The organism is Thalassospira sp. MIT1004 (assembly GCF_001858545.1).
Lineage (GTDB): Bacteria > Pseudomonadota > Alphaproteobacteria > Rhodospirillales > Thalassospiraceae > Thalassospira > Thalassospira xiamenensis.
This window is the reverse complement of sequence record NZ_MCAO01000011.1, coordinates 366,296-392,287: the sequence shown is the minus strand read 5'-3', so window position 1 is coordinate 392,287 and position 25,992 is coordinate 366,296. Positions and strand designations below refer to the sequence as shown.

Annotated in this window: 25 protein-coding genes and 1 tRNA gene; 12 read left to right on the top strand and 14 right to left on the bottom strand. The window is 54.9% G+C overall.

The annotated features are described in order from the left end of the window. The first annotated feature begins 30 nt into the window (after positions 1 to 30). A complete protein-coding gene (locus tag BC440_RS06575; RefSeq protein ID WP_063094312.1) occupies positions 31 to 792 on the top strand; it encodes a molybdopterin-binding protein in 762 nt (253 codons plus the stop codon). 82 nt (positions 793 to 874) lie between these two features. Next, positions 875 to 1,225, top strand: coding sequence for a hypothetical protein (locus BC440_RS06570; protein ID WP_007091681.1), 351 nt, complete (start codon positions 875 to 877; stop codon positions 1,223 to 1,225). Positions 1,226 to 1,232: 7 nt separating this feature from the next. On the opposite strand, the gene BC440_RS06565 is transcribed toward BC440_RS06570, so the two are convergent. From BC440_RS06565 to BC440_RS06555, 3 genes are all read right to left on the bottom strand, one after another. Further along, entirely contained in the window at positions 1,233 to 1,484 is a 252-nt protein-coding gene (locus BC440_RS06565) for a hypothetical protein (protein ID WP_063094314.1), read from the bottom strand. A 28-nt stretch (positions 1,485 to 1,512) separates the two neighbouring features. Continuing rightward, positions 1,513 to 2,202 carry a 5,6-dimethylbenzimidazole synthase gene (gene bluB, locus BC440_RS06560; protein ID WP_063094316.1) on the bottom strand — a complete coding sequence of 230 codons (690 nt, stop codon included), beginning with the start codon at positions 2,200 to 2,202 and terminating at the stop codon, positions 1,513 to 1,515. A gap of 101 nt (positions 2,203 to 2,303) precedes the next feature. Then, a complete protein-coding gene (locus BC440_RS06555) occupies positions 2,304 to 3,701 on the bottom strand; it encodes a hypothetical protein (protein ID WP_223304885.1) in 1,398 nt (465 codons plus the stop codon). 237 nt (positions 3,702 to 3,938) lie between these two features. Here BC440_RS06555 and BC440_RS06550 point away from each other — a divergent pair. The 3 genes from BC440_RS06550 to BC440_RS06540 all read left to right on the top strand — a co-directional run bounded on the left by BC440_RS06550 (position 3,939) and on the right by BC440_RS06540 (position 5,118). Further along, positions 3,939 to 4,027: transfer RNA gene (locus tag BC440_RS06550), tRNA-Leu, on the top strand. 376 nt (positions 4,028 to 4,403) lie between these two features. Next, a complete protein-coding gene (locus BC440_RS06545; RefSeq protein ID WP_063094318.1) occupies positions 4,404 to 4,796 on the top strand; it encodes a hypothetical protein in 393 nt (130 codons plus the stop codon). Between the two features lie 46 nt (positions 4,797 to 4,842). After that, on the top strand, positions 4,843 to 5,118 hold the full coding sequence (locus BC440_RS06540; protein ID WP_063094320.1) for a DUF3572 domain-containing protein: 276 nt from the start codon (positions 4,843 to 4,845) through the stop codon (positions 5,116 to 5,118). Between the two features lie 9 nt (positions 5,119 to 5,127). Here the strand turns inward: BC440_RS06540 and BC440_RS06535 are convergent, their stop codons facing one another. The 5 genes from BC440_RS06535 to BC440_RS06515 all read right to left on the bottom strand — a co-directional run bounded on the left by BC440_RS06535 (position 5,128) and on the right by BC440_RS06515 (position 8,091). Next, a complete protein-coding gene (locus BC440_RS06535; RefSeq protein ID WP_063094322.1) occupies positions 5,128 to 5,763 on the bottom strand; it encodes an ATP-dependent Clp protease proteolytic subunit in 636 nt (211 codons plus the stop codon). Positions 5,764 to 5,804: 41 nt separating this feature from the next. Beyond that, complete coding sequence (locus tag BC440_RS06530; RefSeq protein WP_065701852.1) at positions 5,805 to 6,182, bottom strand: hypothetical protein; 378 nt, start codon at positions 6,180 to 6,182, stop codon at positions 5,805 to 5,807. Next, on the bottom strand, positions 6,179 to 6,499 hold the full coding sequence (locus tag BC440_RS06525; RefSeq protein ID WP_063094324.1) for a metalloregulator ArsR/SmtB family transcription factor: 321 nt from the start codon (positions 6,497 to 6,499) through the stop codon (positions 6,179 to 6,181). Before BC440_RS06525 ends, BC440_RS06530 begins: the two co-directional genes overlap by 4 nt. A 147-nt stretch (positions 6,500 to 6,646) precedes the next feature. Continuing rightward, positions 6,647 to 7,195 (bottom strand): GNAT family protein, encoded by a 549-nt coding sequence (locus BC440_RS06520; RefSeq protein WP_223304883.1) that lies wholly within the window; start codon positions 7,193 to 7,195, stop codon positions 6,647 to 6,649. A 65-nt stretch (positions 7,196 to 7,260) separates the two neighbouring features. Beyond that, positions 7,261 to 8,091 (bottom strand): undecaprenyl-diphosphate phosphatase, encoded by an 831-nt coding sequence (locus tag BC440_RS06515; protein ID WP_063094395.1) that lies wholly within the window; start codon positions 8,089 to 8,091, stop codon positions 7,261 to 7,263. A gap of 265 nt (positions 8,092 to 8,356) precedes the next feature. Here BC440_RS06515 and BC440_RS06510 point away from each other — a divergent pair, with 265 nt between their 5' ends. The 3 genes from BC440_RS06510 to pncB all read left to right on the top strand — a co-directional run bounded on the left by BC440_RS06510 (position 8,357) and on the right by pncB (position 15,837). Continuing rightward, the gene (locus BC440_RS06510) at positions 8,357 to 9,787 is read left to right on the top strand and encodes an NAD(P)-dependent oxidoreductase (protein WP_007091673.1); all 1,431 of its coding nucleotides are present in this window, start codon (positions 8,357 to 8,359) and stop codon (positions 9,785 to 9,787) included. 28 nt (positions 9,788 to 9,815) lie between these two features. Further along, entirely contained in the window at positions 9,816 to 14,366 is a 4,551-nt protein-coding gene (gene gltB / locus BC440_RS06505) for a glutamate synthase large subunit (RefSeq protein ID WP_063094327.1), read from the top strand. A gap of 181 nt (positions 14,367 to 14,547) precedes the next feature. Beyond that, entirely contained in the window at positions 14,548 to 15,837 is a 1,290-nt protein-coding gene (pncB, locus tag BC440_RS06500; protein WP_063094329.1) for a nicotinate phosphoribosyltransferase, read from the top strand. 17 nt (positions 15,838 to 15,854) lie between these two features. Here the strand turns inward: pncB and BC440_RS06495 are convergent, their stop codons facing one another. From BC440_RS06495 to BC440_RS06480, 4 genes are all read right to left on the bottom strand, one after another. Next, positions 15,855 to 16,085, bottom strand: coding sequence for a hypothetical protein (locus BC440_RS06495; protein ID WP_063094331.1), 231 nt, complete (start codon positions 16,083 to 16,085; stop codon positions 15,855 to 15,857). A 155-nt stretch (positions 16,086 to 16,240) separates the two neighbouring features. After that, a complete protein-coding gene (locus tag BC440_RS06490; RefSeq protein WP_063094333.1) occupies positions 16,241 to 16,465 on the bottom strand; it encodes a hypothetical protein in 225 nt (74 codons plus the stop codon). 263 nt (positions 16,466 to 16,728) lie between these two features. After that, positions 16,729 to 19,086, bottom strand: a complete 2,358-nt coding sequence (locus tag BC440_RS06485; protein ID WP_063094335.1) for an ATP-binding protein — start codon at positions 19,084 to 19,086, stop codon at positions 16,729 to 16,731. Positions 19,087 to 19,131: 45 nt separating this feature from the next. Beyond that, a complete protein-coding gene (locus BC440_RS06480) occupies positions 19,132 to 21,048 on the bottom strand; it encodes an ABC transporter substrate-binding protein (protein ID WP_223304881.1) in 1,917 nt (638 codons plus the stop codon). A 511-nt stretch (positions 21,049 to 21,559) separates the two neighbouring features. Between BC440_RS06480 and BC440_RS06475 the strand changes: the two genes are divergently transcribed. The 4 genes from BC440_RS06475 (at position 21,560) to BC440_RS06460 (ending at position 24,415) form a co-directional block, all read left to right on the top strand. Further along, complete coding sequence (locus tag BC440_RS06475) at positions 21,560 to 21,838, top strand: hypothetical protein (protein ID WP_063094339.1); 279 nt, start codon at positions 21,560 to 21,562, stop codon at positions 21,836 to 21,838. A gap of 91 nt (positions 21,839 to 21,929) precedes the next feature. Next, entirely contained in the window at positions 21,930 to 23,144 is a 1,215-nt protein-coding gene (locus BC440_RS06470) for a hypothetical protein (protein WP_063094341.1), read from the top strand. 112 nt (positions 23,145 to 23,256) lie between these two features. Continuing rightward, complete coding sequence (locus BC440_RS06465) at positions 23,257 to 23,616, top strand: TraR/DksA family transcriptional regulator (RefSeq protein ID WP_007091665.1); 360 nt, start codon at positions 23,257 to 23,259, stop codon at positions 23,614 to 23,616. A 139-nt stretch (positions 23,617 to 23,755) separates the two neighbouring features. Further along, positions 23,756 to 24,415, top strand: a complete 660-nt coding sequence (locus tag BC440_RS06460; RefSeq protein WP_230729277.1) for a hypothetical protein — start codon at positions 23,756 to 23,758, stop codon at positions 24,413 to 24,415. A 19-nt stretch (positions 24,416 to 24,434) separates the two neighbouring features. Here BC440_RS06460 and BC440_RS06455 read toward each other — a convergent pair whose 3' ends face one another. Together BC440_RS06455 and BC440_RS06450 are read right to left on the bottom strand one after the other, a co-directional pair. Then, the gene (locus BC440_RS06455; protein WP_223304880.1) at positions 24,435 to 25,151 is read right to left on the bottom strand and encodes a Crp/Fnr family transcriptional regulator; all 717 of its coding nucleotides are present in this window, start codon (positions 25,149 to 25,151) and stop codon (positions 24,435 to 24,437) included. A gap of 166 nt (positions 25,152 to 25,317) precedes the next feature. Continuing rightward, positions 25,318 to 25,989: a response regulator transcription factor gene (locus BC440_RS06450; RefSeq protein ID WP_007091662.1), complete on the bottom strand. Its 672-nt coding sequence runs from the start codon at positions 25,987 to 25,989 to the stop codon at positions 25,318 to 25,320. Positions 25,990 to 25,992: the final 3 nt, after the last annotated feature.

Genomic DNA, 25,992 nt, shown 5'->3' with positions numbered 1-25,992 from the left:
GAATATTGAGTTCAAGTTTGCGAGGTTGTGATGTCTGAAGCGGTTCGGGCCTGTCTGATCATTATCGGCAATGAAATCCTGTCGGGACGGACCCATGACAAGAATCTGCCTTATCTGGCGGAGGAGCTGAACAAGCTTGGCATTCGCCTGGCAGAAACGCGGGTGATTCCCGATATCGAAACCACGATCATCGAGACGGTCAATGAATGCCGGGCAAAGTTCGACTATGTCTTTACCACGGGCGGCATAGGTCCGACCCATGATGATATTACATCGCCCTGTGTGGCGCGTGCGTTCGGGGTCGAGATCGAACTGAACCCGCAAGCGCATGAATTGCTGAAAAGCCATTATGAGAACCCTGCCGACCTGAACGAGGCACGGCTGCGCATGGCGCATATTCCGGTGGGGGCGGAGCTGATTGATAACCCGGTTTCCAAGGCACCGGGGTTCCGGATGGAAAATGTCTATGTCATGGCCGGTGTGCCGATGATCATGCAGGCCATGTTCCAGGGGATCAAACATCAGCTGACCGGCGGGCGACCGATGGTATCGCGGTCGGTCGGCGGGTATATCCCGGAAGGCACGATTGCCAAGGTGCTGGGCGAGATCCAGCATGATTTCCCCGATACTGATATCGGGTCCTATCCGTTCCTGCGCGAAGGGAAGCTGGGCACGACGCTTGTGGTGCGGGGCGAAGAGGCCAAGGATGTTGACCTTGCATCAGAGCGCATTCGCGCGGTGATCATTGAGCTGGGCCGCGAGATTATCGAAGATAGTGGTGCCGTTTCGTAACGTGCGGATTGCGATTGATCATTTTGGCGGGGCTATCATTGCGGCTATGACAATCGTTTGAGGGTGCGTTGGAGGGACCGGTATGACAGGTGACCCGAAGGAAACGGATGAAATTCGCAACAGCCGGGCTGCGCGCGAAGCCCGGTCGATTGTCAAATTCATGATTGAACATACCGCCTATGGCGGGTTCGGGGCGCTGGTTTTTGGTGCCTTGGTGCTGTTTTTTGATATTGGCGGGATTTACAGCCTTGCCATGGCATCACGCGATGCGCCGATCTTTATCATGTTGCTGTTTTTCGGGTTGTTCATCACGTTTGGCGGCATCAGTCTTGGCATCGGGATCATGAATCTGGGCGGTTTTTCCGATAACGACCGTTATGAGGACGAACGCAAAAGCCACCGGAATGACCGCAATGACGGCAGGGGCGAATAAAAAGGCTCTAGGGCCGATCTGCACCACTGCGCGCGCGCAGGATTTTGCCGATGATCATGCCGCCAATCCAGAATGCCAGCGGAACGACAAAGATATAATCAAACATCGGGTGCGTGGTATCGCCCCCGGAAATCGCCAGAATGTAGCCGACCCACGCCGCAGTCAGCAGATAGCCCATGATCTTGAAATAGTGACCGTTCGGCAGGCTTTTCTTGGCGGGGTGTTCGGGATTGGTCGGTTGGCCTTTGTCGGCGGACATCGGGGTTTCCTTTGATGATCGAATTTGGTTAGCGTTCAAGCGTCAGGGCAGCCGGATCAATGCGATCCTGCCAGCCTTCGCGGACGAGTTCGGGAACGACGTGGTCTTCTTCGGGATAGCCGATGCACAGATAGGCGATCAGACGCCAGTGCGACGGAACGTCTAGTGTTTTGAGAACGGTTTCGGGTTCAAGGATCGAAACCCAGCCAACCCCGATCCCCTTGACGCGCGCGGCCAGCCACAAAAGCTGTACGGCGGCGACAGCGGAATAATCAAGCATTTCGGGCATGGTTTTGCGGCCCAGCCCCATGCCGGCCTCGGTTTCCTCGTCGGCGAAAACGGCGAGCTGTATGGGGGCTTGATCCATGCCCTGCAATTTCAGGGACGCATAAAGTCTGGCACGTTCGCCGTGATAGTCGTTAAGCGCCTGCTGATTGGCGCGTTCGAAACTGTCGCGGATGGCTTTGCGACGGTCGGGATCGTTGACCTTTACAAAGCGCCATGGCTGACAATTGCCAACAGACGGGGCAAGGCAGGCTTCCTTGATCAGGCCGTCGATGTCTTCCTTGGGGATCGGGTCGGTGCGAAAACGCCGCACATCACGACGCCACAATAACAGATCGATGAACTGTTTTTGAAAGGTGCGATCAAACACCGGCGGGGTGAGTGTATCTGTCGCGCTGGGCGCATCGGGCGCATCGCGATCGGATTGTGTCATGGCGCGGACCTGCTGGGCTGGACGGTTTTAATTCTTTGTGCACCCTAACCGGACAGCACGGTAACGCCAAGCCACAACATAGCAAAGCCGTAAGGAAAGCATCAGAAATTGAACCGGACGGTCATCAGGCCAGACATGTTGTTGTGTTCGGTTGCGAAGGTCAGTTTACGCTGCACTTCGAGACTCATCTGGCCGGGGATGCCGCCCCAATTATGGGTGATGCCGCCGCCTACCTGTGAATAGGTACTGGTATTTTCACTTGTCACATAGGGGCTTAGAACCCCGTAACCATAGGGAAGTTCGGAACTGAGGCTGATTTCGGAACGCACCCCTTCGAGAGGATCGGTATTGGGGGAAAATTCGCGGAATCCTTCGACGGATGCGCCGATATGCCAGGGGTCATAGACATATTCGGTGCCGACAAAATAACGGCGATTGGTGGATCGGCCATAGCCCTGATTCATCAGGGTGACGGTCTGATCCTGCCCGGCAAAGGGCACAAGGCTATGGTCGCCAAGGACAAGGTTATAGCGTGCTTCTGCGGTGCTATCGAAAAGCTGGGTCAGGGCGGTTCGGGCAGGGATCAGTGACCCGTCGGCACCGCGCGCACTTTCAAATTCCTCGCGGGCGGTGATGATGTCGCCATCGAGGCTTACTGTGACTGGCACGAAGCCGAGATCGTATTCGGTACCAAAACCGATCGAGCTTGATAGTGTCGAACTTTCAAGATTTTCGGCGTAACTGAGATTATCCGGGCCGCCATCAATGGCGGACTGGGTGATGGTACTTGTGCCCATCCCCACACTGCCACGAATGTTAAGCCATTCGGTCATGCGCGATACGAAATACGGGGAAAAGGTGACGTTATTTTCCCGGTAGAGTACCTGACGGGCGGCGGCCTCGCTAAGTGTGCTGCCCCAGCCAACGCCAAGCCCGATGATCAGGCTGTCATCCACCAGATAATCGACCCCGGTATCAATTGAAATGACGTCGCCGCTGAGGTTCGGGTTATAGCCGGTATCGGTAACCCGGTTTTCGATGTCGGTCTGGCTGCCATGGACCCACAGGCTGATCGGGGTTGCACCGCTGCGGGTCTGGTTGGGAAAGGTGCCATTTGCGGTATCGAAATCCAGTTTCTTGGCGATGGATGCCAGTGCCGAGCGCCCGCCAAAGGTTTCAATCGTGGTCGCATTCCCGGTGCCAAGCGCAAGGGCATTGGGTGGCTGTTCAGGCGCGGGGACAGAATCGTCAAGAAACAGGGGGCCGATGGTGCTGCCCAGCAGGTCATTTTCCATCTTGTCATACAGGCGGTCGATATGGCGTTGCTGGTTGGCGGCGCGGTTCAGTGTTTCGCTGCGCAAAATCGGGGCGTCGGGGCGACCGGAGCCGTCATCTTCGGCATTGGCATTCGGGACGATTTCGTGACGCAGCAAAAGGCCAAGCATGGCAAGTGCCAGACATGCTGAGATAGCCAGTGAAATGTCGCTGTGCCTCTTCACGTTCAACCGGGTCGCCTGTTGATTCCTACGGGATCGTTGCAACCGTGCCGCGGAAAAATGGGGGTAATGTGGTGAAAGACAGGCAATTATGTCGCAATGCCGTATTCGCTTTTGTGCGATGGCATCGGATTTCGGCTTTTGCGGATTGATAAAATCGGGCATTCCGGTATTGCGCCGTTTTTAAAGCCGCGCTAGAACCCTGTTCTGCCGGTTGGACACCAACCTTGTAAGCGCTTTGCGGGCGTGGCGAAATTGGTATACGCAGCGGACTTAAAATCCGCCGGTCCTTAAAGACCTTGCCGGTTCAAGTCCGGCCGCCCGCACCATATTCCCCAGTCACGATTGTTTGGTCGTCGTTTTTGGCGCGGAATTGCGCCATCAAATTACCTGTTTTGCAGATTAGGGATTATGAACAAACGTAAGACGCATACGTTTGGCCGGGACGAATGTCCCTAGCAACAGGAGAAAATGATGATCCATCTTCTTGCATTTGGCGTGATCGCAATTACCGCAATGGTCGTTGCCTGAGCCTGGATATTTCCAACCGTCTGGTTTCTGCCGTGACCTTTCTCCTGCAATCCTTTGCGGGACATAAAGTGCCGTGTGATCGTTATCATGGCGTTTCTGATTTACCGGATATAAATCAGAAACGCTTATGACCGATGACATGGCCCGAAAACGGGCAGCTTTCGGAGTGGTTGGGTGAACGATATCGGTAGTGAAGACGAAGGCCCGCGCAAGAAGGAGCGGTTCGGCAAATATGTCGTGCCCGAGGAGCGTGCAAACAATATCGTCAAGTTGCTTGACGAGTTTCTGCGCAAAGGTCCGCGCAAGGGTCTTAAATATTCCCGCTGGCAACAGATTGCCTGGTACGAGATTGTTGACGAGCTCAAGCGGGCGGAAGCCGCCCAGAAAAATCAGGACAGCCTTACAAAATCGGCGTTTTTGGCCCTTGCGGTCGGGTTCGGAACCATCGGGTTCTGGGGACTTGTCGTGTTGCTGGGGCAGAATTTTGGTATGATTGGCACGGTATTGATCGTGATTGCCGGGCTGGTTGTCTGGCGCGCCTTGGCCAAGGCGAAGTGGTTCAGCTAGTACTTTGGGTCAACAGGCCGGTCATGCGGTAAAGGGCAGATGGACAATGAACAAGGAAGCAGCCGAAACGCTTGCCATCCGGGCAATAGCGTTTATTGCCGGTGATGACGAGTTGCTGGAGGGGCTTTTTGCCCAGACCGGTATGGGACTTGATGACCTGAAAGCCGGGATTACCAGCAATGAAGTCCAATTGGGCGCGATTGATTTTTTAATGTCGCATGAGCCGTTCCTGATGCGCTTTGTCGACGATAGCGGCTATGCGCCGGAAGACCCGGCGCGGGCGCAAATCATCCTTTCGGGCGGGCCGATCTGGCAGGATTGATGCGTCAGATCAGGTGTCTGCTGTGGATCTGGCTGCGTCATCGTCATTGGCACCGTGATGTTCGAGTACCTGATCTATCAGCCCCCATTCCAGAGCCTGATTTGCGGTCATGAAACGGTCGCGGTCCAGGGTGCGTTCCACTTCCTCGTAACTGCGACCGCAATGTTTGGCATAAAGCGAAATCATGCGCTGTTTGGTCTGGCGCATTTCTTCGGCATGGATCAGGACATCCGATGCCTGGCCCTGAAAGCCACCCAGCGGTTGATGCACATGCAGGCTGGCATTGGGGAGGGCTGCGCGGTGGCCCGGTTCGCCTGCCATCAGCAGGAACGATCCCATCGATCGTGCGGTGCCCATGCATAGGGTATGAACAGGCGCCTTTATGTAGCGCATCGTGTCATACATCGCCATGCCACTGGTGACGACGCCACCCGGGGAATTGATATAAAGGTTGATCGGTTTTTTGGGGTTTTCGGCTTCGAGGAACAGCAATTGCGCACAGACAAGCGATGAGATCGTGTCATTCACTTCGCCATTGAGGAAAATGATCCGTTCGCGCAAAAGTCGCGAAAAAATGTCAAAGGACCGTTCGCCAGCACTGGTCTGTTCAACAACCATCGGGATCAGTTGCATCATGTCGCGCATCGAGGGGCTCCGGGTTCGAAAAGGGATCGGGTGAGGCGGCGTCAGGCCGCGCAGATCATTTCCACACTGTTGCTGTTGGCGGCCTTGGCCGGGGGCAGGCATTTTGCATCGGTTAACTGGTGAATGATGCGCAGGCAGGTGCTGTTTTCGCCAGATTGCGCGAGGTGAAAGGTCACCATGCTTTCCAGATGGGGCGGATAGGGATCACGCATCAGATAGGTCACTTCCTTGCCGGGAATTTGCCGTATCGGTATGGCGTTGCGCAAATTGGTGCCGGGTAACCAGCTTTCGCGAATTTCGGGAATGCTGATCGCCCGCCAGACCTTCTCCCTTGGTGCATCCAGTCTGAATTCAAATTCAAGGTGACGGGAAGCTTTGGGCTTTTTGGGTTTGGCAGTGCGTGTCTTGCTGTCGGTCACTGGTCCATCTCCTTTAGGGTCTGGCGTAGGGCATCTATCCGGTCCGGCCAGAAGGTGGTGCTGTATCGGGCCACCCATTGAACAATCAGCGCCAGGCCATCGGGATTGACACGGTAATGGACGAAGCGTCCCTGTCGTTCTTCATCCACCAGCTTTGCCTGACGCAGGACAGCCAGATGTTGGGACATGGCCGGTTGGCTGATGCTCATGCCGTCGCGAAGGGCACTGGCATTCATGCTTTGGCTGCTGGCAAGCTTTTCAAAAATTGTGCGCCGGGTCGGATCGGCCAGTGCTTTGAATATGTCGTTTTCCATCATGCAAAACACATAAGCACAGGCTTATGTGTTTGGGCAAGGTAAATTAGAGACGAAAAGGTGCAACGCCGATTGCCGGTTATGGGAAACCGGTGCGCATTGTGCAATCGGTCTGAATTAGTCTTCGTCGGTCGTGGCGTCAGGCCGGGGTCATGCAATGACGATGGGGGCCGGGCCGATATCGGGTTGTGGGTCTGTTTTCATCAATCCGTAGATCACCGAATCACGAATGCCGATATGTGTGTTCCAGGTCCCGCGAAGCTGACCTTCGCGGGTAAAGCCCAGTTTTTCGAATACCCGGATTGATGCAATGTTGTCGGGATCGATATCGGCAAAGATGCGGCGCGCGGTCGTGGTTTCAAAGAGATACCCAATGGCATGGGACAAGGCCCGCGCAGCAAGGTTTTGCCCGCGTGCCGCAGGGGAAATCATGCAGGCGGCTTCCCATACGTCGGGATCATCGCCGGTATTATAAAGGGCGATGCGGCCAAGGGCCGGGCCATTCGGCGACGCGGCAACCGCCCATGACGTCTTTTCAAAGCCGCTGTTCCAGTGTTTGAGCTTTGCGATGGTATCCGCGATTGATGCAAAGGCCGGTTCGGGAAGCCATGTGCAGCATTCCGGATTACCAAAAATGGTATGGAGAGCCGCACCGTCGACAACAGGATCAATCGGACGAAGAAACATTCGGGCAGGCATGGTCGATCACTTAGCCAGTCGGTTAGTCGGTCAGTGGCGCAATGGCAGGCTGTCTTGACGGTGGATTACCCAAGTAACGGGATCGGACCGCCGCCATAGCCATAAATCCACACCAGCAAGCCGCCGCCCAGAAGGATGCGATAGATCGCGAACGGCGTGAAGGTGGAGCGTTTAAGCCAGCTCATCAGCATGGCAATGGCAATCAGGGCGGTAATGAAGGACAGGCCCGCCGCGAGAAGGACATCCATGGTCAGGGCCATGTCACCGGACTGTTGCAGGTCAATCCCGGCCAGAAGACCCGCGCCCAGAATAACCGGAATCGACAGCAGCATGGAAAACTGTGCGGCATCGGCGCGCTCGTACCCCATCAGCCGTGCGGCCGTCATGGTGATGCCCGAACGGCTGGTGCCGGGAATGAGGGCAAGAACCTGTGCAAGGCCGATGAACAGCGCCCCGCCCCAACGCATATGTTCAAGCCGGTTGATCGTCATGCCGATCTTGTCGGCAATCCACAGCACGATGCCAAATATAAGCGTCGTCCAAGCAATGATTTCGACCGAGCGAAGCTGTTCTTCGATGCCCGAGACTTTGAAATAGAAGCCAACCGCGACCACCGGGATGGTGGCGAGGATGATGTGCAGGGCGAGTCGGGCACCGGGATTGATGCGCCCGGACAAAAGGAAGAAGAATCCGCCGATCATCGCGAAAACATCGCGCCAGAAATAGATCATAACGGCGGCCAGTGTGCCGACATGGACGGCAACATCTACCAACAAACCCTGATCTGCGGCCCCTGTCAGGGCGGGGGTCAGGATCAGGTGACCCGATGAACTGATGGGCAGGAATTCCGTGATCCCCTGGATGACCGCCAGAAGAATTATATGTTGTAACGTCACCCCGGCCTCGATCGCTGTTATCGGCAAAAACTCACCGCTTATAGCAGCTTAGCGCAAACAGACGAAATGCATTAATAGTACCATTATGGTACTAATGAAACTTTCTTTCAGCGCTTTAAATCCCGAAATTCCCGATATCCTGATTTTATTTGGGGATATAATGGTCAGTAATATTGACCTATCATGCATTTTGTGCTGGATTCTTGCAAAACCGGCGCGTATACAAAAGCCAACCCGCAACATAAAACCCTTTTAGAGGGCCGCTATGACAGAAAAGATGCTGAAGTTTGTTCATCTTGAACAAAAATATCCGCACAAGAGAGAAGCATCCGAGCGTCGCACGGACTTCAATGAAATTTACGAAGGTTTCGAGACAGAAGCCGCGGCGGATCAGTCTGCGCGCTGCTCGCAATGTGGCGTGCCGTTCTGTCAGGCCCATTGTCCTTTGTATAATAACATCCCGGACTGGCTGCGCCTGACGACCGAAGGTCGCATGGAAGAAGCCTATGCCATTTCGGCGGCAACCAACAACATGCCCGAAGTGACCGGCCGCATCTGCCCGCAGGATCGCCTGTGCGAAGGCAATTGCGTGATCGAACAGTCAACGCATGGTGCGGTCACGATTGGGTCGGTCGAGAAATACATTACCGATACCGCCTTTGCGAATGGCTGGGTCAAGGCACCCAAGCCGACGCAGGAAAACGGCATGTCGGTCGGGATCATCGGTGGTGGCCCGGCAGGCATGGCGGCTGCGGAACAACTGCGCCTTAAAGGATATGAAGTCCATATCTATGACCGCTATGACCGCATGGGCGGGTTGCTGGTTTACGGGATTCCGGGTTTCAAGCTTGAAAAACATATCGTTGAACGCCGGGTGAAGCTGCTTGAAGAAGGTGGTGTCGTCATGCACACCGAATTCGAGGTTGGCCGCGACGCGACGCTTGATGAACTGCGCCGCAAACATGACAGCGTTCTGATCGCCACGGGTGTTTACAAGTCCCGCGATCTGAAGCTGCCCGGTGTTGGTCTTGGCAATATCTATCCGGCCCTTGAATATCTGACCACCTCGAACCGCATCGGCCTTGGCGACACGGTTGCCGCCTATGACGATGGCACGCTGAATGCCAAAGACAAAAACGTTGTGGTTATTGGCGGTGGCGATACGGCCATGGACTGTGTCCGTACCGCGATCCGTCAGGGTGCGAAATCGGTCAAATGTCTTTATCGCCGTGACCGTGCGAATATGCCGGGATCCCAGCGCGAAGTGGCCAATGCCGAGGAAGAAGGCGTTGAGTTTGTCTGGCTGACCAACCCGGAAGCCTTTGTTGGCGACGACAAGGTGACCGGTGTGCGTGCGGTCAAGATGCGCCTTGGTGCCCCGGATGCCGGTGGCCGTCAGAGCCCCGAACTGATCGAAGGGTCGAACTACACCATGGATGCTGACATGGTCATCCTGGCGCTTGGGTTCGAGCCGGAAGACCTGCCGACCCTGTTTGATGCGCCGGAACTGGGTGTATCACGCTGGGGCACGGTTAAAATCGATTTCCGTTCGATGATGACCAATCTGGATGGCGTTTTTGCCGCCGGTGATATTGCGCGCGGTGCGTCGCTGGTGGTTTGGGCCATCCGTGACGGTCGCGATGCGGCTGACCGGATCGATGAATATCTGCTGGCGCGCAAAGAAGCTGCTGCTTAAGCCCGCTGCCGCATTAGGAGAGAGAGTTATGAACAAGATTATTCATGACCGTGGCGCGCAAGAGATCGCCCGTTTTGAAAAGAATGCCGAACATCTGTCGGCGTACGGTATGTATGACCCGGCCGAAGAACATGCCAACTGTGGTGTGGGTCTTGTCGGTGCGATTGATGGCAAGCCGCGTCGCGAGGTGGTTGAAGCCGGTATCGAAGCGCTTAAGGCGATCTGGCATCGTGGTGCGGTTGATGCCGACGGCAAAACCGGCGATGGCGCGGGCATTCACCTGCAGATCCCGCAGGATTTCTTCAAGGCGTATCTGAAGGTTATCAATCAGGAAGCGCCGGAAAGCCTGATTGCGGTTGGTCAGGTATTCCTGCCGCGTATCGATATGTCGGCACAGGAACGGTGCCGTGCCATCGTTGAAACCGAAATCCTGAAACAGGGTTACGGCATTCTTGGCTGGCGTCAGGTTCCGGTGGATGTTTCGGTTGTCGGTGAAAAAGCCAACCAGACGCGGCCTGAAATCGAACAGGTTCTGATCGGTGCGCGGGGTGACGTTGATGAAGACCAGTTCGAGGTCGATCTTTACACCATCCGTCGTCGTGTCGAGAAAGCGGTCCTGTCCGAAGCGATCAAGGATTTCTATATCTGTTCGATGTCGTGCCGTTCGATCATCTACAAGGGCATGTTCCTTGCCGAGCAGGTCGACATTTTCTATCCGGATTTGCGTGACGAGCGGTTCGTTTCGAATTTCTGCGTCTATCATCAGCGTTATTCGACCAACACCTTCCCGAGCTGGCCGTTGGCGCAGCCGTTCCGTGTTCTGGCCCATAACGGCGAGATCAACACGCTGCGCGGTAACGTCAACTGGATGAAAAGCCACGAAGCCCGCATGGCGCACGAGGCCTTTTCCGACACTATCGAAGATCTGAAACCGGTCATTCAGCCGGGGTCATCTGACTCGGCCGCCCTTGATGCCGTGTTCGAACTGATGGTGCGTGCCGGTCGTGACCTGCCGATGGTGAAAACCATGATGGTCCCCGAAGCTTGGTCGAAAAAGGCATCGACGCCGGACAGCTATAAAAACCTTTATGCCTATTGCAACGCGGTGATGGAACCGTGGGACGGCCCGGCGGCACTGGCAGCTTATGGCGGCAAGTGGTTGATGGGGGGGACCGACCGCAATGGTCTTCGTCCGCTGCGTTATGCCGTCACTGGCAATGGTCTTCTGATTGCCGGTTCCGAAGCAGGCATGGTGCATATCGACGAGGAAAGCTGCCTTGAAAAAGGGCGGCTTGGCCCGGGGCAGATGATTGCCATCAACCTTGAAGAAGGCAAGCTGTACCATGACAGCGAGCTTAAGGATAAGCTTGCGAACCGTCGTGACTGGTCGAAATGGGTGGGTCGCACCAAGGTGCTTGATGACCTGATTTCGCCGGAGCACACCGAACCCGCGCGCCTTGGCAAGGAAGCGCTTCTGCGCTTGCAGAAGGCAATGGGTCTTACGCACGAAGACCTTGAACTGATCCTGCATCCGATGGGTGAAGACGGCAAGGAAGCCATTGGCTCGATGGGGGATGATACCCCGCTTGCGATCCTTTCGGATCGGTATCGCGGTTTGCATCACTTCTTCCGCCAGAACTTTTCGCAGGTAACCAACCCGCCGATTGACTCTTTGCGCGAAGCCCGCGTCATGAGCCTGAAAACGCGCCTTGGCAACCTTGGCAACATCCTTGACGAAGATGAAAGCCAGTGCGACCTGCTTCAGCTTGAAAGCCCGGTTCTGACCAATGCCGAATATGACGCAATGCGCGGCTATATGGGCGATACGGCGGTCGAAATCGACACCACGTTCGACATCAATGGCGGCGCGTCAGCACTGCGCGATGCGATCACCCGTATCCAGCGCGAAGCCGAAGAAGCGGTTCGTGGCGGTGCGCTTCATATCATCCTGACCGACGAGGGCATTTCGGCCGAGCGTGCGGCAATCCCGATGGTTCTGGCGACGGGTGGTGTGCACAGCTATCTCGTGAAAACGTCGCTGCGTACCTATATCTCGCTTAACGTCCGTTCGGCGGAATGCATGGATGTGCATTACTTTGCGGTTCTGATCGGTGTAGGTGCGACGACGGTGAACGCCTATCTGGCGCAGGAAGGTCTTCTGGACCGTTATGCGCGCGGGCTGTTCCCCAATGTCGGCAGCACGGCCGAAGTCATGCAGCGTTTCAAGGCGGCGATTGATGCCGGACTGCTCAAGATCATGTCCAAGATGGGCATTTCGATCATCAGTTCCTATCGCGGTGGCTATAACTTTGAAAGTATCGGCCTGTCGCGGTCGCTGGTGGCGGAATTCTTCCCCGGCATGCCGTCGCGCATTTCGGGTATCGGTCTTCAGGGTATCCAGCGTCGTTGCATTGCCCAGCACAAGGAAGCGTTTAACGGCAATGTCGTGACCCTTCCGGTCGGTGGCCTTTACAAATATCGTCGTTCGGGTGAACGCCATGTCTGGACCGGTCCGCTGATCCATACGTTGCAGTCATCCGTCACCACGGGGTCGTACAATACCTTCCGCAAGTTTTCGGAGGGGCTTCGTTCGCGTGAACCGCTTCATCTTCGCGATCTGCTTGATTTCCGTTCTGACCGCAAACCGGTTCGTCAGGAGCAGGTTGAAAGCATCACCGAAATCCGCAAACGGTTCGTTACCCCGGGCATGTCCCACGGTGCGCTTTCGACCGAGGCCCACGAGGCACTGGCGATTGCGATGAACCGCATCGGTGCGAAATCGAACTCTGGCGAGGGTGGTGAATCGCGTGAACGTTTCCGGCCGCGTTCGAACGGGGACAATGCACGTTCATCGATCAAGCAGGTGGCATCGGGTCGTTTCGGTGTGACCGCCGAATACCTGAACAACTGCGAAGAAATCCAGATCAAGGTCGCCCAGGGTGCAAAACCGGGTGAAGGTGGTCAGCTTCCGGGCTTCAAGGTCACGGTTGAAATCGCACAGCTGCGTCATGCGACGCCGGGTGTGACCCTGATTTCGCCGCCGCCGCATCACGATATTTATTCCATCGAAGATCTGGCGCAGCTGATCTATGACCTGAAACAGATCAACCCGCGTTGCCGCGTTTGCGTCAAGCTGGTGTCGCGTTCGGGCGTGGGTACGATTGCGGCCGGTGTGGCAAAGGCAAAGGCCGACGTCATCCTGATTTCGGGTTATGATGGCGGCACCGGTGCCAGCCCGCAGACCTCGATCAAATATGCCGGTATTCCTTGGGAAATGGGCCTTTCGGAAGTCAATCAGGTTCTGACGCTGAACAACCTGCGCAGCAAGGTCAAGCTGCGCGTCGATGGCGGTTTCAAAACCGGCCGTGACGTTGTGATCGGTGCGATGCTGGGTGCGGAAGAATTTGGTATTGGTACCGCATCCCTGATCGCGCTTGGCTGTATCATGGTGCGTCAGTGCCATTCGAACACCTGCCCGGTTGGCGTTTGTACCCAAGACCCGGCATTGCGTGCCAAGTTCGTCGGTACGGCGGACAAGCTGGTCAACCTGTTCACCTTCATGGCCGAAGAGGTCAAGGATATCCTGGCCGAGCTTGGCTATGACAACCTGCAGGAAATCATCGGCCGTTCGGACCTGCTGCAGCAGGTTCATCGCGGTGCGAAGGACCTTGTTGACCTTGACCTGAACCCGCTGCTTGCACAGGCCGATGCCGGTGATCACAAACGTTACTGCACGATTGAGGGGCGCAACGAAGTGCCCGATACGCTTGACGCCCAGATGATCAAGGATGCGCGCGCATTGCTTGAAGACGGCGAAAAGATGCAGCTGCAATACAACATTCAGAACACGCAGCGTGCTATCGGGACGCGTATTTCGTCGCTGATCACGCAGAAATATGGCATGACCGGCCTGAAACCGGGCCATCTGCATGTGCGTTTGCGCGGTTCTGCCGGTCAGTCGCTGGGCGCGTTTGCGGTTCAGGGGCTGAAAATCGAAGTTCAGGGCGATGCCAACGATTATGTCGGCAAGGGTCTTTCGGGCGGTACCATCGTCTTGCGCCCGCGGCCATCAAGCCCGCTTAAGACCAACGAAAACACGATTATCGGCAACACCATCCTTTATGGTGCAACGGCGGGTAAGCTGTTTGCAGCCGGTCAGGCCGGGGAACGTTTCTGCGTTCGTAACTCGGGTGCTACGGTTGTGGTCGAAGGATGTGGTTCGAACGGTTGTGAATACATGACCGGCGGTACCGCCGTGATCCTTGGCGCGGTTGGTGAGAACTTTGGTGCTGGCATGACCGGTGGCATGGCGTTCATCTATGACGTCGAGGGCACCTTTGGGGATGTCGTCAACGATGGCTCCATCCTGTACCAACGTATTGAAACCCAGCATTGGGACGAAGTCTGTCGTTCGCTGATTGAAGAGCATGTTGCGGAAACCGATAGCGGTTTTGCACGCACCATCCTTGACAATTGGGATCGCGAACGCGGCAATTTCTGGCAGATCGTGCCGAAAGAAATCGTCGACAAGCTGGAAAACCCCATTCGCTCGATGAGCGAAAACCAGGCAACTGCGTGAACCCTTTTTCACGCTTTTGCGCAAGCTCCCTTGTCCATACACCCGGACAAACAAACTGGCCCCGTACTTTGTACGGGGCTTCTTTTTTTGCCGGTCGGGATGTTTGCGGGGTGGCGCTTTCGCCCGGTGGCATTGATACTTATGTCAAAGCGAACATCTTTGCCAATCTGACAGGTGGTTCATGACCGTTACCGATATTGCCACACGGACCTATAACCACAATTTCAAGCTTGATCCGATCATCCGCAGTCTTCTGGATACCGATTTTTACAAGCTTCTGATGTTGCAGGCGATCTGGCAGGAACACCCGGATGTGGATGTTACCTTTTCACTGATCAATCGCAGCCGACATATAAGGCTTGGCGATATCATTGATGAAGGCGAATTACGCGCGCAGCTTGACCATGCGCGCAGCCTGCGTTTTACCCGCCAGGAACTGATCTGGCTGGCGGGGGCGACATTTTACGGGCGCAACCATATGTTCAAGCCGGAATTTATTCGCTGGCTTGGCGATTTCCAATTGCCGGAATATGAATTGCGCAAGATCGACGGGCAGTTTGAACTGCATTTTACGGGGCCATGGACGCATAGTTCTATGTGGGAAACACCGGCCCTTGCGATCATTACCGAATTGCGGTCGCGTGCTGTGTTGCGCAATCGCGGGCGGTTCGAACTTGATGTGCTGTATGCGCGTGCCAAGGCCAAGCTTTGGGAAAAGGTTGAACGGCTTCGCGATTTGCCAGACCTTGTTCTTGCCGATTTCGGTACTCGGCGGCGGCATGGTTTTTTGTGGCAGCGCTGGTGTGTCGAAGCCCTGAAAGAGGGGATCGGCAACCGGTTCATCGGCACGTCAAATGTGTTGCTGGCAATGACCGCGGATATCGAGGCGATTGGTACCAATGCCCATGAATTGCCGATGGTCGAAGCGGCGATTTCCAAAAATGATGACGAACTTGCGGCTTCGCCTTATCGGGTGCTGGAGCAATGGCGCCAGCATTACAGCGGCAATCTCCTGATCGCGTTGCCCGATACATATGGCACGGCGTCGTTTCTTAAAGGCGCGCCCGACTGGCTGGCGGACTGGACCGGCTTTCGCCCCGACAGTGCGCCGCCGATTGAAGGTGGTGAACAGATCATCCGTTGGTGGGAAGAACACGGCAGGGACCCGCGCGAGAAGCTTCTGGTCTTTTCAGACAATCTCGACATTGATGCGATTATCGAAACCTATCTGCATTTCCATGGCCGGGTCCGTATGAGCTTTGGCTGGGGCACGAACCTGACCAATGATTTTCGCGGTTGTGATCCGGCGGGGGAGAAGGGGCTTGAGCCGATGTCGCTGGTGTGCAAGGTGACAAGTGCCAATGGTCATCCGGCGGTCAAGCTTTCAGACAATCCGGAAAAGATTTCGGGCGATCCCAGGCAGGTCGAACGTTACATCCGGGTTTTTGGTCATCCCACAAGGCAAGGGTAGGCCGGGATAAGGCCTGATCAAAGGACAATGTTCAGATATGTCCCGCGCCGCGCATTGTGGTCAATCTGGTCGGCGGCGATCAGATTGCGCAGACGGGCAAGCTGGGCGGCGATGAAGCTGTCGGATGATGGTTGATCCGCGTTCGCGGCAACACGGCCGCGCGTACCCGAAGGCACGCCTTGCGGCATGGATCGGGCATCAAGAAGGCCCGTTTGTGTGGCGCTGCTGCCAATCCGGTTGGTTGCCATGAGTTTATCCGTTCTGAAACTGCAAAAACATTAGCATGATCAACGGGTTTTGTCATGACGTTGAAGCGGGTAGCGGGTGGGACCGCTGTGGATAGGGACGCACACAGAAAAAGGGGTGGTCAGAACCACCCCAAGGAAGCTAACGAGAGGGAAAATCACGCTAGAAGATTGACGCGGGTACCGCGTGCACCGCTGGTTTCAAGCGGCTGATGTTCCGTAACGATGGACCCGATAACCTGGGCAAGGCCCTGAGCCTTCTGGATGGAGGAGGTTGCAGCGGCGAGCGGTGCGGATACGCCATCTTTTCCGCCACCCGGCGTAATGGCGTCATTAACGGCTTGCGCTGCTGAACTTAGTCCTGAACCCACTGAACCGATCATTGTATCCTCGCCTCAAATTTCGTGAAGTTGGGGTACCTGTACATCAAGATATCCTTGCTTCTGACTTAGAAATTAGGCTTCAATTAACACTTTTAAAGTGACAGCGGTCACAATGTGGCATTTGAACCCGATGACATTTTTGTGAGCCGTTTTATATCAATGGGTTATCTGTGGCTGGAATAATAAAATTTTTGCGTGCAGGGGGGGCTTGCCGTGCGGAAGACCAGAACATTGGATGAGCTTGAACGAATCGAACAAGCTTTCTAAAGACGCTGGCGTTCGGTTTTATGGGCCAGGGCCTCGTGAATGGCTTTTTGCAATTGGGCCGGGCGGAACGGCTTTTTGACAAAGATATAGTCGCCCAGCATCTTTTCCATTTCCTTGCGTGTGCGTGCCGGATAGCCCGACATGAAGACGACGGCCAGATCGGGATATTGACGTTGTGCTTCGATCGCAAGTTGCGGTCCGCTCAGTCCCGACATCACAACGTCGGTCAGAATGACATCAATGCGATCTGTTTTATGGGATTCGGTAATGATTTGCAGGGCTTCTTCGGCACTGCGGGCCACAAGGGCATCAAAGCCGGCATCTTCAAGGATGATCTTGGCGGTCGTGCGCAGGGATTGCTCATCATCAACAATCAGAACCCGTTCGCCATTGCCCGGAAAATAGTCGATTTCCTGCAAGGCGGATGCCTTGACCTTTCCGGCTTCGGAGCGCGGCAGATAGATCGAGAAGGTCGTGCCTTCGCCCTCGACGCTTTCGACATCGATAAAGCCGTTCGATTCTTCGACCCAGCTATGAACGATCGACAGTCCTAGCCCGGTGCCCTTGCCGGGTTCCTTGGTCGAGAAGAAGGGTTCGAAGATGTTGCCAAGAATGTCGGCAGGGATGCCCGTACCTGTATCCTGAACTGTTACCACGACATAGTCGCCTGCGGCGGCCTTCGGGAAGATGTCATCTTCGTCATCGGGGGAGCGTTCATCCGCAGGCGGGACTGTCGCGCCATAGCAGGAAATCTGCAATGTGCCGCCATCGGGCATCGCATCACGGGCATTGATCGCAAGGTTCAGGATGCAGGCCGAAAGCTGTGTCGGATCAACCCGCGTATATAGCGGGGCATCATTGGCCCAGATTTGCAATTCAATACGGTGTTCCAGCAGCGTGATCAGCAGCTTTTCCATTTCGGTAATGGCTGTATCGACCTGAACGACGGTCGGCTGATCAATCCGGCGGCGCGAGAACATCAGAAGCTGATCGGCGACACTGGTGGCGCGTTCGCCAAGGGAAATCACATGGTCCAGATATTCCTTGACCCGTTCCGGATCATCAATTTTCGCGCGAGCTACTTCGGCAAAGCTTAGAATACCTGCAAGGCAATTGTTGAATTCATGCGCCACGCCGCCTGCCATCTGACCGACGGCTTCGAGTTTTTGTGACGTGGCGAGCTGACGTTGCAGGGCATGCTGTTCTTCGGTCGCGCGGTGCTGTGATGTGACGTCACTACCGGTGCCACGATATCCCTTGAACGAGCCATCAAGATCAAAAACCGGGACGCCATTGATGCGCCCGAAATGTTTTTGTCCGTCCCGCGACATCCAGGAAAATTCGAAATTCTGGAATGCAAGATGACTTTCGAGCCGTTTGATCAGACTGTTCCAGCTATGATCTGTTTCAGCTTTGAGGCCCAGTTTGTCAAAGGATTGACCCTGCGGGGAGCCGTTCAGTTCTTCGATCAGCTGATAGAATTTGTAGGATGCAAACGCGATTTTAAGGTCCGGCCCCATTTCCCAGTACCAGTCGGCGGACGACAGGGTAAAGTCGCGGAAACGTTCCTCGCTATCGCGAAGGGCCTCTTGGGCGATCTGGTGCTGGTTGGTGCGCCGCTCCAGGCTTTCGGCCATAGTGTTCAGGCCACGTTCAAGCGCGCCGATTTCGTCGCGACCAGCCGGTTTCAGTCGGGCACTGAGCTTTCCAAACTGGATTTCAGAAACAAATTGCGCGGCCGTGATCAGGCGACGCAGAACGGTTTGCTGCATGAAAAGGAAAATCAGTCCCGACGTCATCAGAATGCACAGAACCGAGCCGATCAGCAGAACCGACTGCATCTGTCGCTGGCTTTGTTCCAGACCGAGGGTCGAGACCTTGAAATAAGCAAACATGAAGGGCTGGTTGGCATTCAGGCTGAACAGGGGTGTGATGCTGACCATGTTGCGGCCATCCGGGCCATCGGTGGTAAACAGCACCTGACTGCGCAAATCAGCAGAAAGCCGGTCTTTGGGGAAATCCGGGACAGAGGCAATATCGGATCCGATCAGCATCGGGTCCATAGCGTGATAGATCGTACCATCAAAGCCTATGGCCATGGCTTCGCGAAGATGCGGTCCCAACAGCAGTTCAAGCTGCTTGGGATCGCTAATGACGGAAATCTTGAGCTGTTCATCCTGAATCAGGCGACCGGGCGCACTGATCTGTTCGGCGATCCGCCGATCAATTTCTGCACCGAAATATTGAACATAGTAACCACCGAATAGGCCAAGCAGGATGGTTTCGACAATGACAATTGCGATCCCGATCTTGAAAACCAGACTGCCAAACAGGCGGTCAAAAAGCTTCTTCACGCCAACCTCTAAACCCTGGCCCAGCCTGATTGCCGGTGAATTCTGTTATTGGCTCTCAAGATAATACTGGGATGGATTGGTTGGTGCCGGTGTGGCATAGCTCCAAGCCGCCGGGATGACCTTGGGAACATTCTTGAAGTTCTTTGCCACCAGCCCTTTGCGATTGGGCGGCAAGGCAATTCCCATAACGTAAAACTGATTTGCGCTGATGTCGAGAATATCGCGCATAAGTTTATTCTGTTTTTCTGCATCTGCGGTGGCTTTCAACTGGTTATAGAGTTCCAGTTGACGGATAACCTCGGCCGGGGGCTCAACCGCGTCGGGATTTTTCGGGTCGGAATACCATTGTGCCCAACCGGTGGCGTACCAGGATGATTCACTGGATACCGGCAGGTAGTTGATCGGCAGAACCATGGCATCAAGCCCGCCATCACCGCCCCATGCGCTGGCATGGTGATTGTTTTTTTCACGCATATCGACAAATACATCACGCGATAAGTCGCGGGCCGTCACATCAAGGCCGACATCACGCCAGTAATCGATAACGGCAGAGAGCATTTCGAAGCGGGATGCGCCTTCGGTATCGATGGTAAAGGACAGCCTTTTGCCATCGGGACGCAGAAGGAAACCTTCGTCGTCTTTGCGTGTCAAACCGGCATTCGCCAGATGGCTTGCGGCAAGTACCGGATCATAGGTAATGAACTGGCGTGCGAGAACCGTGTGGTAAAGCGGGCTTTCGGGACGTGGTGCTGCCTGATGGGGCAGGGCACCGGGAACGAACCGGCCAATGATGCTGTCGCGGTCGATGGCATGCGACAGCGCCACGCGGAATTCCTTGTTCTGGAATATGTCGCGAAGCACCGGGTCCCTGTCGTTCAGATTAAGCGACAGGGTCAGGATATTCATGTCGCTTTCAATCAGCGTGAAGGATTGCAGATTGCTATTGGCCGCAAGAATTTCGTCCACGCGGCGTCCAATATGGCGTTCCTGCATATTGACCCTGCCTGTGATCGCGGTGTCACCGGCTTCATCTTTGCTGCCGACCAGATCAAAGGAAACCCGGTCGATATAGGGTAACTGACGTCCGCCCGGATCGATTTTCCAATAAAACGGATTGCGAACCGCAACCAGCGGATCGTCTTTGCCATATGTCCCGGTCAGACACCAGCCGTTCAGGGTCGGAACCTGCGGGTTCATCCAGCGGCTGGGATCGTCTATGGTGCCCGGCGTTCCTAACACCGAAAGGAAGCGATCTTTCCAATCCTTGAAGCCAAGCTTTTGCGCATCGGCATCTGCGTGCCTGTTATATTTCGGAAGCAGTGGCCTCAGGAAATGGGCGGGATAGCTTACCGGTTCGACACCTTCGGGCCGGGCAAGAAAGGTCGGAAACAGCCCATAGGGCGTGTCGAAGCGGAACGCGACCGTGGTTTCGTCGATTTTTTCAACATGCACCGGATTTCCGCCTGCGGTCAGCCATTCAGGCGTCGCATTGCCAAAAGCCGGATTGCGTAAAATGTCGTCGTACCAGAAGGATATATCCTCGGCGGTAAAAGGCGCACCATCTGACCAGCGCATGCCCGGACGCAACCGGAAGACAAATTCCGTCGCGTCACTGTTGGCCTGCATCGAAAGAGCAACGTTGGGAACCGTGTCTGTCCATTGCGGGGTCCAGCGCAGAAGCGGTTCATAGCCGATCGTCCTGATCAGAAGGGCGTGATCGCGTTCCGAATTTTGCGCCATCATCCAGGTGCCGCCATACTGGCCAAGCTTGTCAGTCGGGGTAACAATCATCGGGGTCTTGGGCAGGCGTTCTGCGGCCGGGGGCAATTTGCCGTTCGCCACCATCTCGGCAAGCATCGGCGCTTCGCCGAATTCGGCCGCATACGCATTATTCCGGGGCGCGGTCAAAACCACGGCCAGCAATAATACCAGCGATATAAAGCAACCCACTACCCTGTACACTTCGGGCTTCCCCTGAATTTCTTATGCTTATCGAAAGGTATCGATTATCCTACTCTTAGGTGGTGAATATCCTAAAGCCATTTCCGGGTAAAGTTCTGAAAGCGGATTTTCCCCTGATCTTTTAAAGATGCGCGAGCTGTTCGTTTTTACAACGCAAAGGCGGATAATTTTCCTATTTGCACCTTTTGGGATCGATAAACAACATATCGGTCCGCCGTGGTTTCGCTTGAACCACGTGAAATGAAGCGATTGAAGGGCCCCAGTTACGCCAAGGTCAAGAGTTTTGACCTTGATCTGTGCCGGTTTCCCGACCATTTGGACAGGAATGATCTTTTGCCCGGATCAACAGCGAATTCGACTAAAGTTTAACATAACCTAATATGGGTACTGCCATCATATAAGCTTTCGGTGATCAATTTCGTTCTGGGCCGTTTCGTGGGGCATTTGACGACAAAGACACCAATTGTGATTCTTCTTGCCAGAACGAGCGGATCTGAGAGACAATTTCTGAATGGCAAAAAAATCTGCATCATCCGGGCAGGCTTCTTCTGATCCGGGGTATCTGCCCGGGCCAAAGCCGTCGGCACCGATCCCACGTTATCAGCCGGGATCATCGCCGGGCCGTCATCGCCCGAACGATGAGGGAGATGACATTGATGCTTACAGTTTTTCTGTGGCCGGTATTGACGGGAAAATTGATCGTCGCAAGGCCAATATTGCAAACCGGATTGTCGATACCGATCCTGGACAGGCATTGCGTGTGATCAGAAATTGGCTGGCCCAGAACTGATGGTCGTTTCTGATCTTTGTTTCTGTTTCACTTTGCATTTCGGGCGGCACCTGTTTTAAGTCGTCGAACACATCGATGACAGGGGGCCAGCGTGACAGATTTCAATTCCTTGATAGAGCAGCAGTTCAGTGCTTTTGATCCGGACTATTCCGATAGAAAAGGTACCTATGCCGACAAGCTTGCCCCGCTGGAAGAAAAACTGATTGCGGCCCAGCAGACCGGCAACAGCATGGCCGCGTCCGATCAGTATATGATCGAGTGCAAGTGGTTGCTGCTTTATACCGCTGACTGGGATGGGCTGGAAAAGAAGATAGCCCAGTTTGAAAAATCGCTGAAAAACAAGGATCAGGACTGGGCAGAGGAACAGGTGGCAAGCGATGGTTCGTGGGGACCATGCTATGACCAGTGGTTCCTGAAGGTGGATGCGATGATCGATGCGATCAACGCGCTGGCAGACGAGGGGATTGCACCGGATTATCCGCTGACTTTTCTGTCGCCGATTGCCAAACCCGCCGATCTTGTTGCCTGGCTGGACAGTCAGAAAACATCACGGATTTTTGCCGATGGTCTGGATCGTCGCGATGCATTGGGCGCGGTCAGTGCCGCCTTGTCGGAAATGTGCTTCAAAAGCGAAATCCGCGATTATTTCCGCCAGTATGTCAAAGGTTTCGATCTTAGCGACGATTATATCGCAGCTTATAAAAGCTGGCTGGATGATTGGCAGGACGCGCAATCGGGATATTGGGGCGGCTGGTTTGAAACAGATACGGGCGATATGCTGAAAAGCCCGGACCTTAGTCTGACGTTCCACAATATTTCGTATCAGCATGGCAAGGTCGGGCTTTGGCCCGCTATTTTCAAAACGACACTGGCGATCCGTGATGATGTCTATCCGTTTGGCTGGAAGCACAATGGTGACTTCAACAATCACAACAATTATGACGTTGCCAAAATCTTTGACCTTGGCTGGGCGGAAGTCGACAGCGATAGCCAGAAATTGGCATCAGCCGATATTTCCACGATCCTGGACTGGTGTCTGACCAAATCCATGACGCCGGATGGCGGGTTCATCGATGACCCGACTTTTTATAATTCGGTCGGGGCGGCGTATTATTATGGTGTGTCGTTCCTTGATCAGATTGGATATTTCGGCACCGATATTCCGTTCTGGACAGACCATGCCTTTGCCGATGGTCCTGCACTGTGCTGCAAGATCCAGAAAAAGATGAAGGCCGAAAAACTCGATGATGACGAAGCGGAGGCGGCGATGGAGAAGCTGTTGGATGCCTGCGGAAACTGTGGCTAGGCAAGGCTGAATGCCGGGGTGGAACAAATTCGTATCCCCCCCCTTGGCGAAATGCATCGGTCGCTACCCATATATATGTTTTATGGCGGCAACAAATCGGTGAGGGACCAGAATGTCTGAGCGTAGCGATATTGACATTGCATTCTTGCGTCAGCGACTTGAAGACCGGCGCGCGGATATAAGTGCCCATTCAAATCATTCGGAAGATTATCGAAAGCCGGTCGAGCTTGATCAGCAGGCCGTCGGCCGCCTGTCACGGATGGATGCGCTTCAGGATCAGCAAATGCATCTGGAACAGGAGCGCCGTCGTGCTGCCGAACTTGATCGCATCGAAAAGACGCTGGCCCGGATCGAGCATGCCGATTACGGCTTCTGCCACAATTGTGGCGAAGAAATCGAGAAGAAGCGTCTGGAATTTGACCCGACCACACCGCTTTGCGTTGATTGCGCTGCCCATGTCAAACACAGTTAGGGATGGATTGATCAAACCGTTCAGACCGAATTAACGTATCTTTTATATGGCAGATCAAAGGGCGAAACACGTTGCACCCAAATCATCGATCAGGTGGGGCGCGGTTGCAGTATGCATTCTGATCACGGTGTTTCTGTTTGTGACGCCGAGCGATCATGCCGCAGCACAGCAAAACAGCTGTGCGGTCGCGCGTGCGCCTGTTGCAAGCCTCTCATTTATCAATCAGGACCCGATGCTGGATCGTCATCGGTCTGTTCGCTGGCTTAACAACCGGGCCAATCAGGGAAGTCGTTATATGGTGACCGGCCTGACCGAATATGAACTTCAGGCACGGTTCGACATGCGGCTGGAGCCGGTCGAGGTTGGCGTTGGGGCATTCTGTCTGTATCCGATCCGGATTAACCCCGAGGTCGAAGTGATCAAGCATCTGGTGTATGTCGCGTCCGAGCTAGAGCGTGGCACATGTGAATATGATGTGGTTTATGCCCATGAAGGGCAGCATGTGCAGATCAATCAGCATATGGAACAGGATATCCAGCGGGAACTTGATGCCATGGTCGCCGAAATCACGGCGGACTTTGCCGCCATGCGACCGGTTGGTGCGGGCGAGGTGCAACGCCTGCAACGGCGGTTACTGAACCAGTATGGACAGGATTTCAAACGCCGTTTGCGCGCCATTGATCTTTTGCGGCGCGAAGACCATCGTGCGATAGATACCCAGGATGAATATGAACGGCTATCGAAGGCGTGCGGGCCAAATTCGGCATTCCAGACAACATTGCCCGATGCAATGCGCTGACGGATTTTGCACGATCTGATCAGGCTGCTTCGTGATCAAGTCCGGCGACGACCTGAAGTGCTTTGACATCAAGATCGAATTCCGAACGGCAGCGCGGGTTTAGATGACCGTTTCGGCGAAATTCGGCGATGATCCTGCTGGCGGTTTCGGTGGTGATACCCAACATTGCGCCAATATCTTCCCGACCGGGCAGAACGCAACTGTCATCCGCATCATCACACAGATAAAGGCATAGCCGTGCAACACGTTCCCGGGCAGATCCGGTCGACATCTGGGTCAACCAGTTATCTGATTCCATTACCGCCTGATGCCAGCGTGTGAGCAACTGTTTGTGTAAATGGGGGCTTTCGCGATCAAGTTTTTCAACAACCGCAACCGGAATCCGGCATAGCGTGCTGTCCTGGAGGGCTTCGGCGTGATGGGCAAAGCTGTCGCTGACGAGGGCTTCAAGGCCGATTGTGCCACCGGGACGGACGAGGCGCACAACCCGTTGCGAACCATCGGCCAGATAATGCGTCAATTTGATCAGACCGCTGCGCAAGGTGAACAGCGCGTTTGCATTGTCCCCGGCATTGTAAAGGATCGCGCGTTTGGCAATTGCCATGTCCTCAATCGGCAGATGAACCAGCTTGAAATCGTCATCCGTCAGATCGTTGAAAAGCGCAAGTTGCCGGACGCCGCATCGGCGGCAGCGCAACATGTCTGGCATGGTTGATTGCGGCGCGGAGTAATTCACAAAACCCCCTGACGGAACGGGACAGATACAGGATCGGTCGCCGCAGGCTGTTAAATGGAAGCACTCTAAATCTTTGAGCAATCTACCCTATTGGTTTGTAAATTCAACCTAATAGCGATCAAAAGGTGAAAAACATCACAATAGTACGACTTTTTCGGGCGTGCCGTCAGGCGGTGCTGTCCAGGGTGACAAGGCCCTTTTCTATCGCATAACGCACGAGGCCGGCGGAACTGTCGATGTCGAGCTTGCGCTTGATGTTGCGGCGATGGGTTTCCACGGTACGAACACTTATATCAAGTTCGCGGGCGACATGTTTGTTGCTGGCACCTTTGGCCAGAAGCCGCAAGACGGTGCGTTCCCGCGTGGTCAGCGGCATGCCGTCGTCAGGAACGCCTTCGGTGTTGCTGATGCGATCAAATGTCGGACTGTAAGCTTCGCCGCCATTTGCAATTGCCTCGATCGCGCGCACCATGTCGTTTGACGATACATCTTTCAGTATAAAGCCGCGCGCGCCTGCCAGTCGGGCGGTACGAAGATATTCCGGATTCTCATGCATGGTCAGGATGATGACCTTGATATCGGGCATGGTTTCGCGGAATTTTTCGGCGGCTTCCAGCCCGTTCATGACCGGCATCGAGATATCCATCAGAACGATGTCGGGTTTGACATTTCCGGCCAGCGACAGGGCTTCCATGCCGTTTCCAGCCTCGCCGACGATATCGATATGGTCATAGCATTCAAGGCGTGAGCGAATGCCATCCATGACCAGCGCATGGTCGTCGCACAGCAAAACACGAATGGGACGGTTGGGCGAATAGGGGGTATTTGCGCTGCTCATGGT

What these genes read in the sequence shown, in the direction of transcription:
- BC440_RS06575 (WP_063094312.1), top strand. Translation starts at nt 31, where the DNA reads ATGTCTGAAGCGGTTCGGGCCTGTCTGATCATTATCGGCAATGAAATC.
- BC440_RS06570 (WP_007091681.1), top strand. Translation starts at nt 875, where the DNA reads ATGACAGGTGACCCGAAGGAAACGGATGAAATTCGCAACAGCCGGGCT.
- BC440_RS06565 (WP_063094314.1), bottom strand. Translation starts at nt 1,484, where the DNA reads ATGTCCGCCGACAAAGGCCAACCGACCAATCCCGAACACCCCGCCAAG.
- bluB (WP_063094316.1), bottom strand. Translation starts at nt 2,202, where the DNA reads ATGACACAATCCGATCGCGATGCGCCCGATGCGCCCAGCGCGACAGAT.
- BC440_RS06540 (WP_063094320.1), top strand. Translation starts at nt 4,843, where the DNA reads ATGAACAAGGAAGCAGCCGAAACGCTTGCCATCCGGGCAATAGCGTTT.
- BC440_RS06535 (WP_063094322.1), bottom strand. Translation starts at nt 5,763, where the DNA reads ATGCGCGACATGATGCAACTGATCCCGATGGTTGTTGAACAGACCAGT.
- BC440_RS06525 (WP_063094324.1), bottom strand. Translation starts at nt 6,499, where the DNA reads ATGATGGAAAACGACATATTCAAAGCACTGGCCGATCCGACCCGGCGC.
- BC440_RS06520 (WP_223304883.1), bottom strand. Translation starts at nt 7,195, where the DNA reads ATGCCTGCCCGAATGTTTCTTCGTCCGATTGATCCTGTTGTCGACGGT.
- BC440_RS06510 (WP_007091673.1), top strand. Translation starts at nt 8,357, where the DNA reads ATGACAGAAAAGATGCTGAAGTTTGTTCATCTTGAACAAAAATATCCG.
- gltB (WP_063094327.1), top strand. Translation starts at nt 9,816, where the DNA reads ATGAACAAGATTATTCATGACCGTGGCGCGCAAGAGATCGCCCGTTTT.
- pncB (WP_063094329.1), top strand. Translation starts at nt 14,548, where the DNA reads ATGACCGTTACCGATATTGCCACACGGACCTATAACCACAATTTCAAG.
- BC440_RS06495 (WP_063094331.1), bottom strand. Translation starts at nt 16,085, where the DNA reads ATGGCAACCAACCGGATTGGCAGCAGCGCCACACAAACGGGCCTTCTT.
- BC440_RS06490 (WP_063094333.1), bottom strand. Translation starts at nt 16,465, where the DNA reads ATGATCGGTTCAGTGGGTTCAGGACTAAGTTCAGCAGCGCAAGCCGTT.
- BC440_RS06475 (WP_063094339.1), top strand. Translation starts at nt 21,560, where the DNA reads ATGGCAAAAAAATCTGCATCATCCGGGCAGGCTTCTTCTGATCCGGGG.
- BC440_RS06465 (WP_007091665.1), top strand. Translation starts at nt 23,257, where the DNA reads ATGTCTGAGCGTAGCGATATTGACATTGCATTCTTGCGTCAGCGACTT.
- BC440_RS06450 (WP_007091662.1), bottom strand. Translation starts at nt 25,989, where the DNA reads ATGAGCAGCGCAAATACCCCCTATTCGCCCAACCGTCCCATTCGTGTT.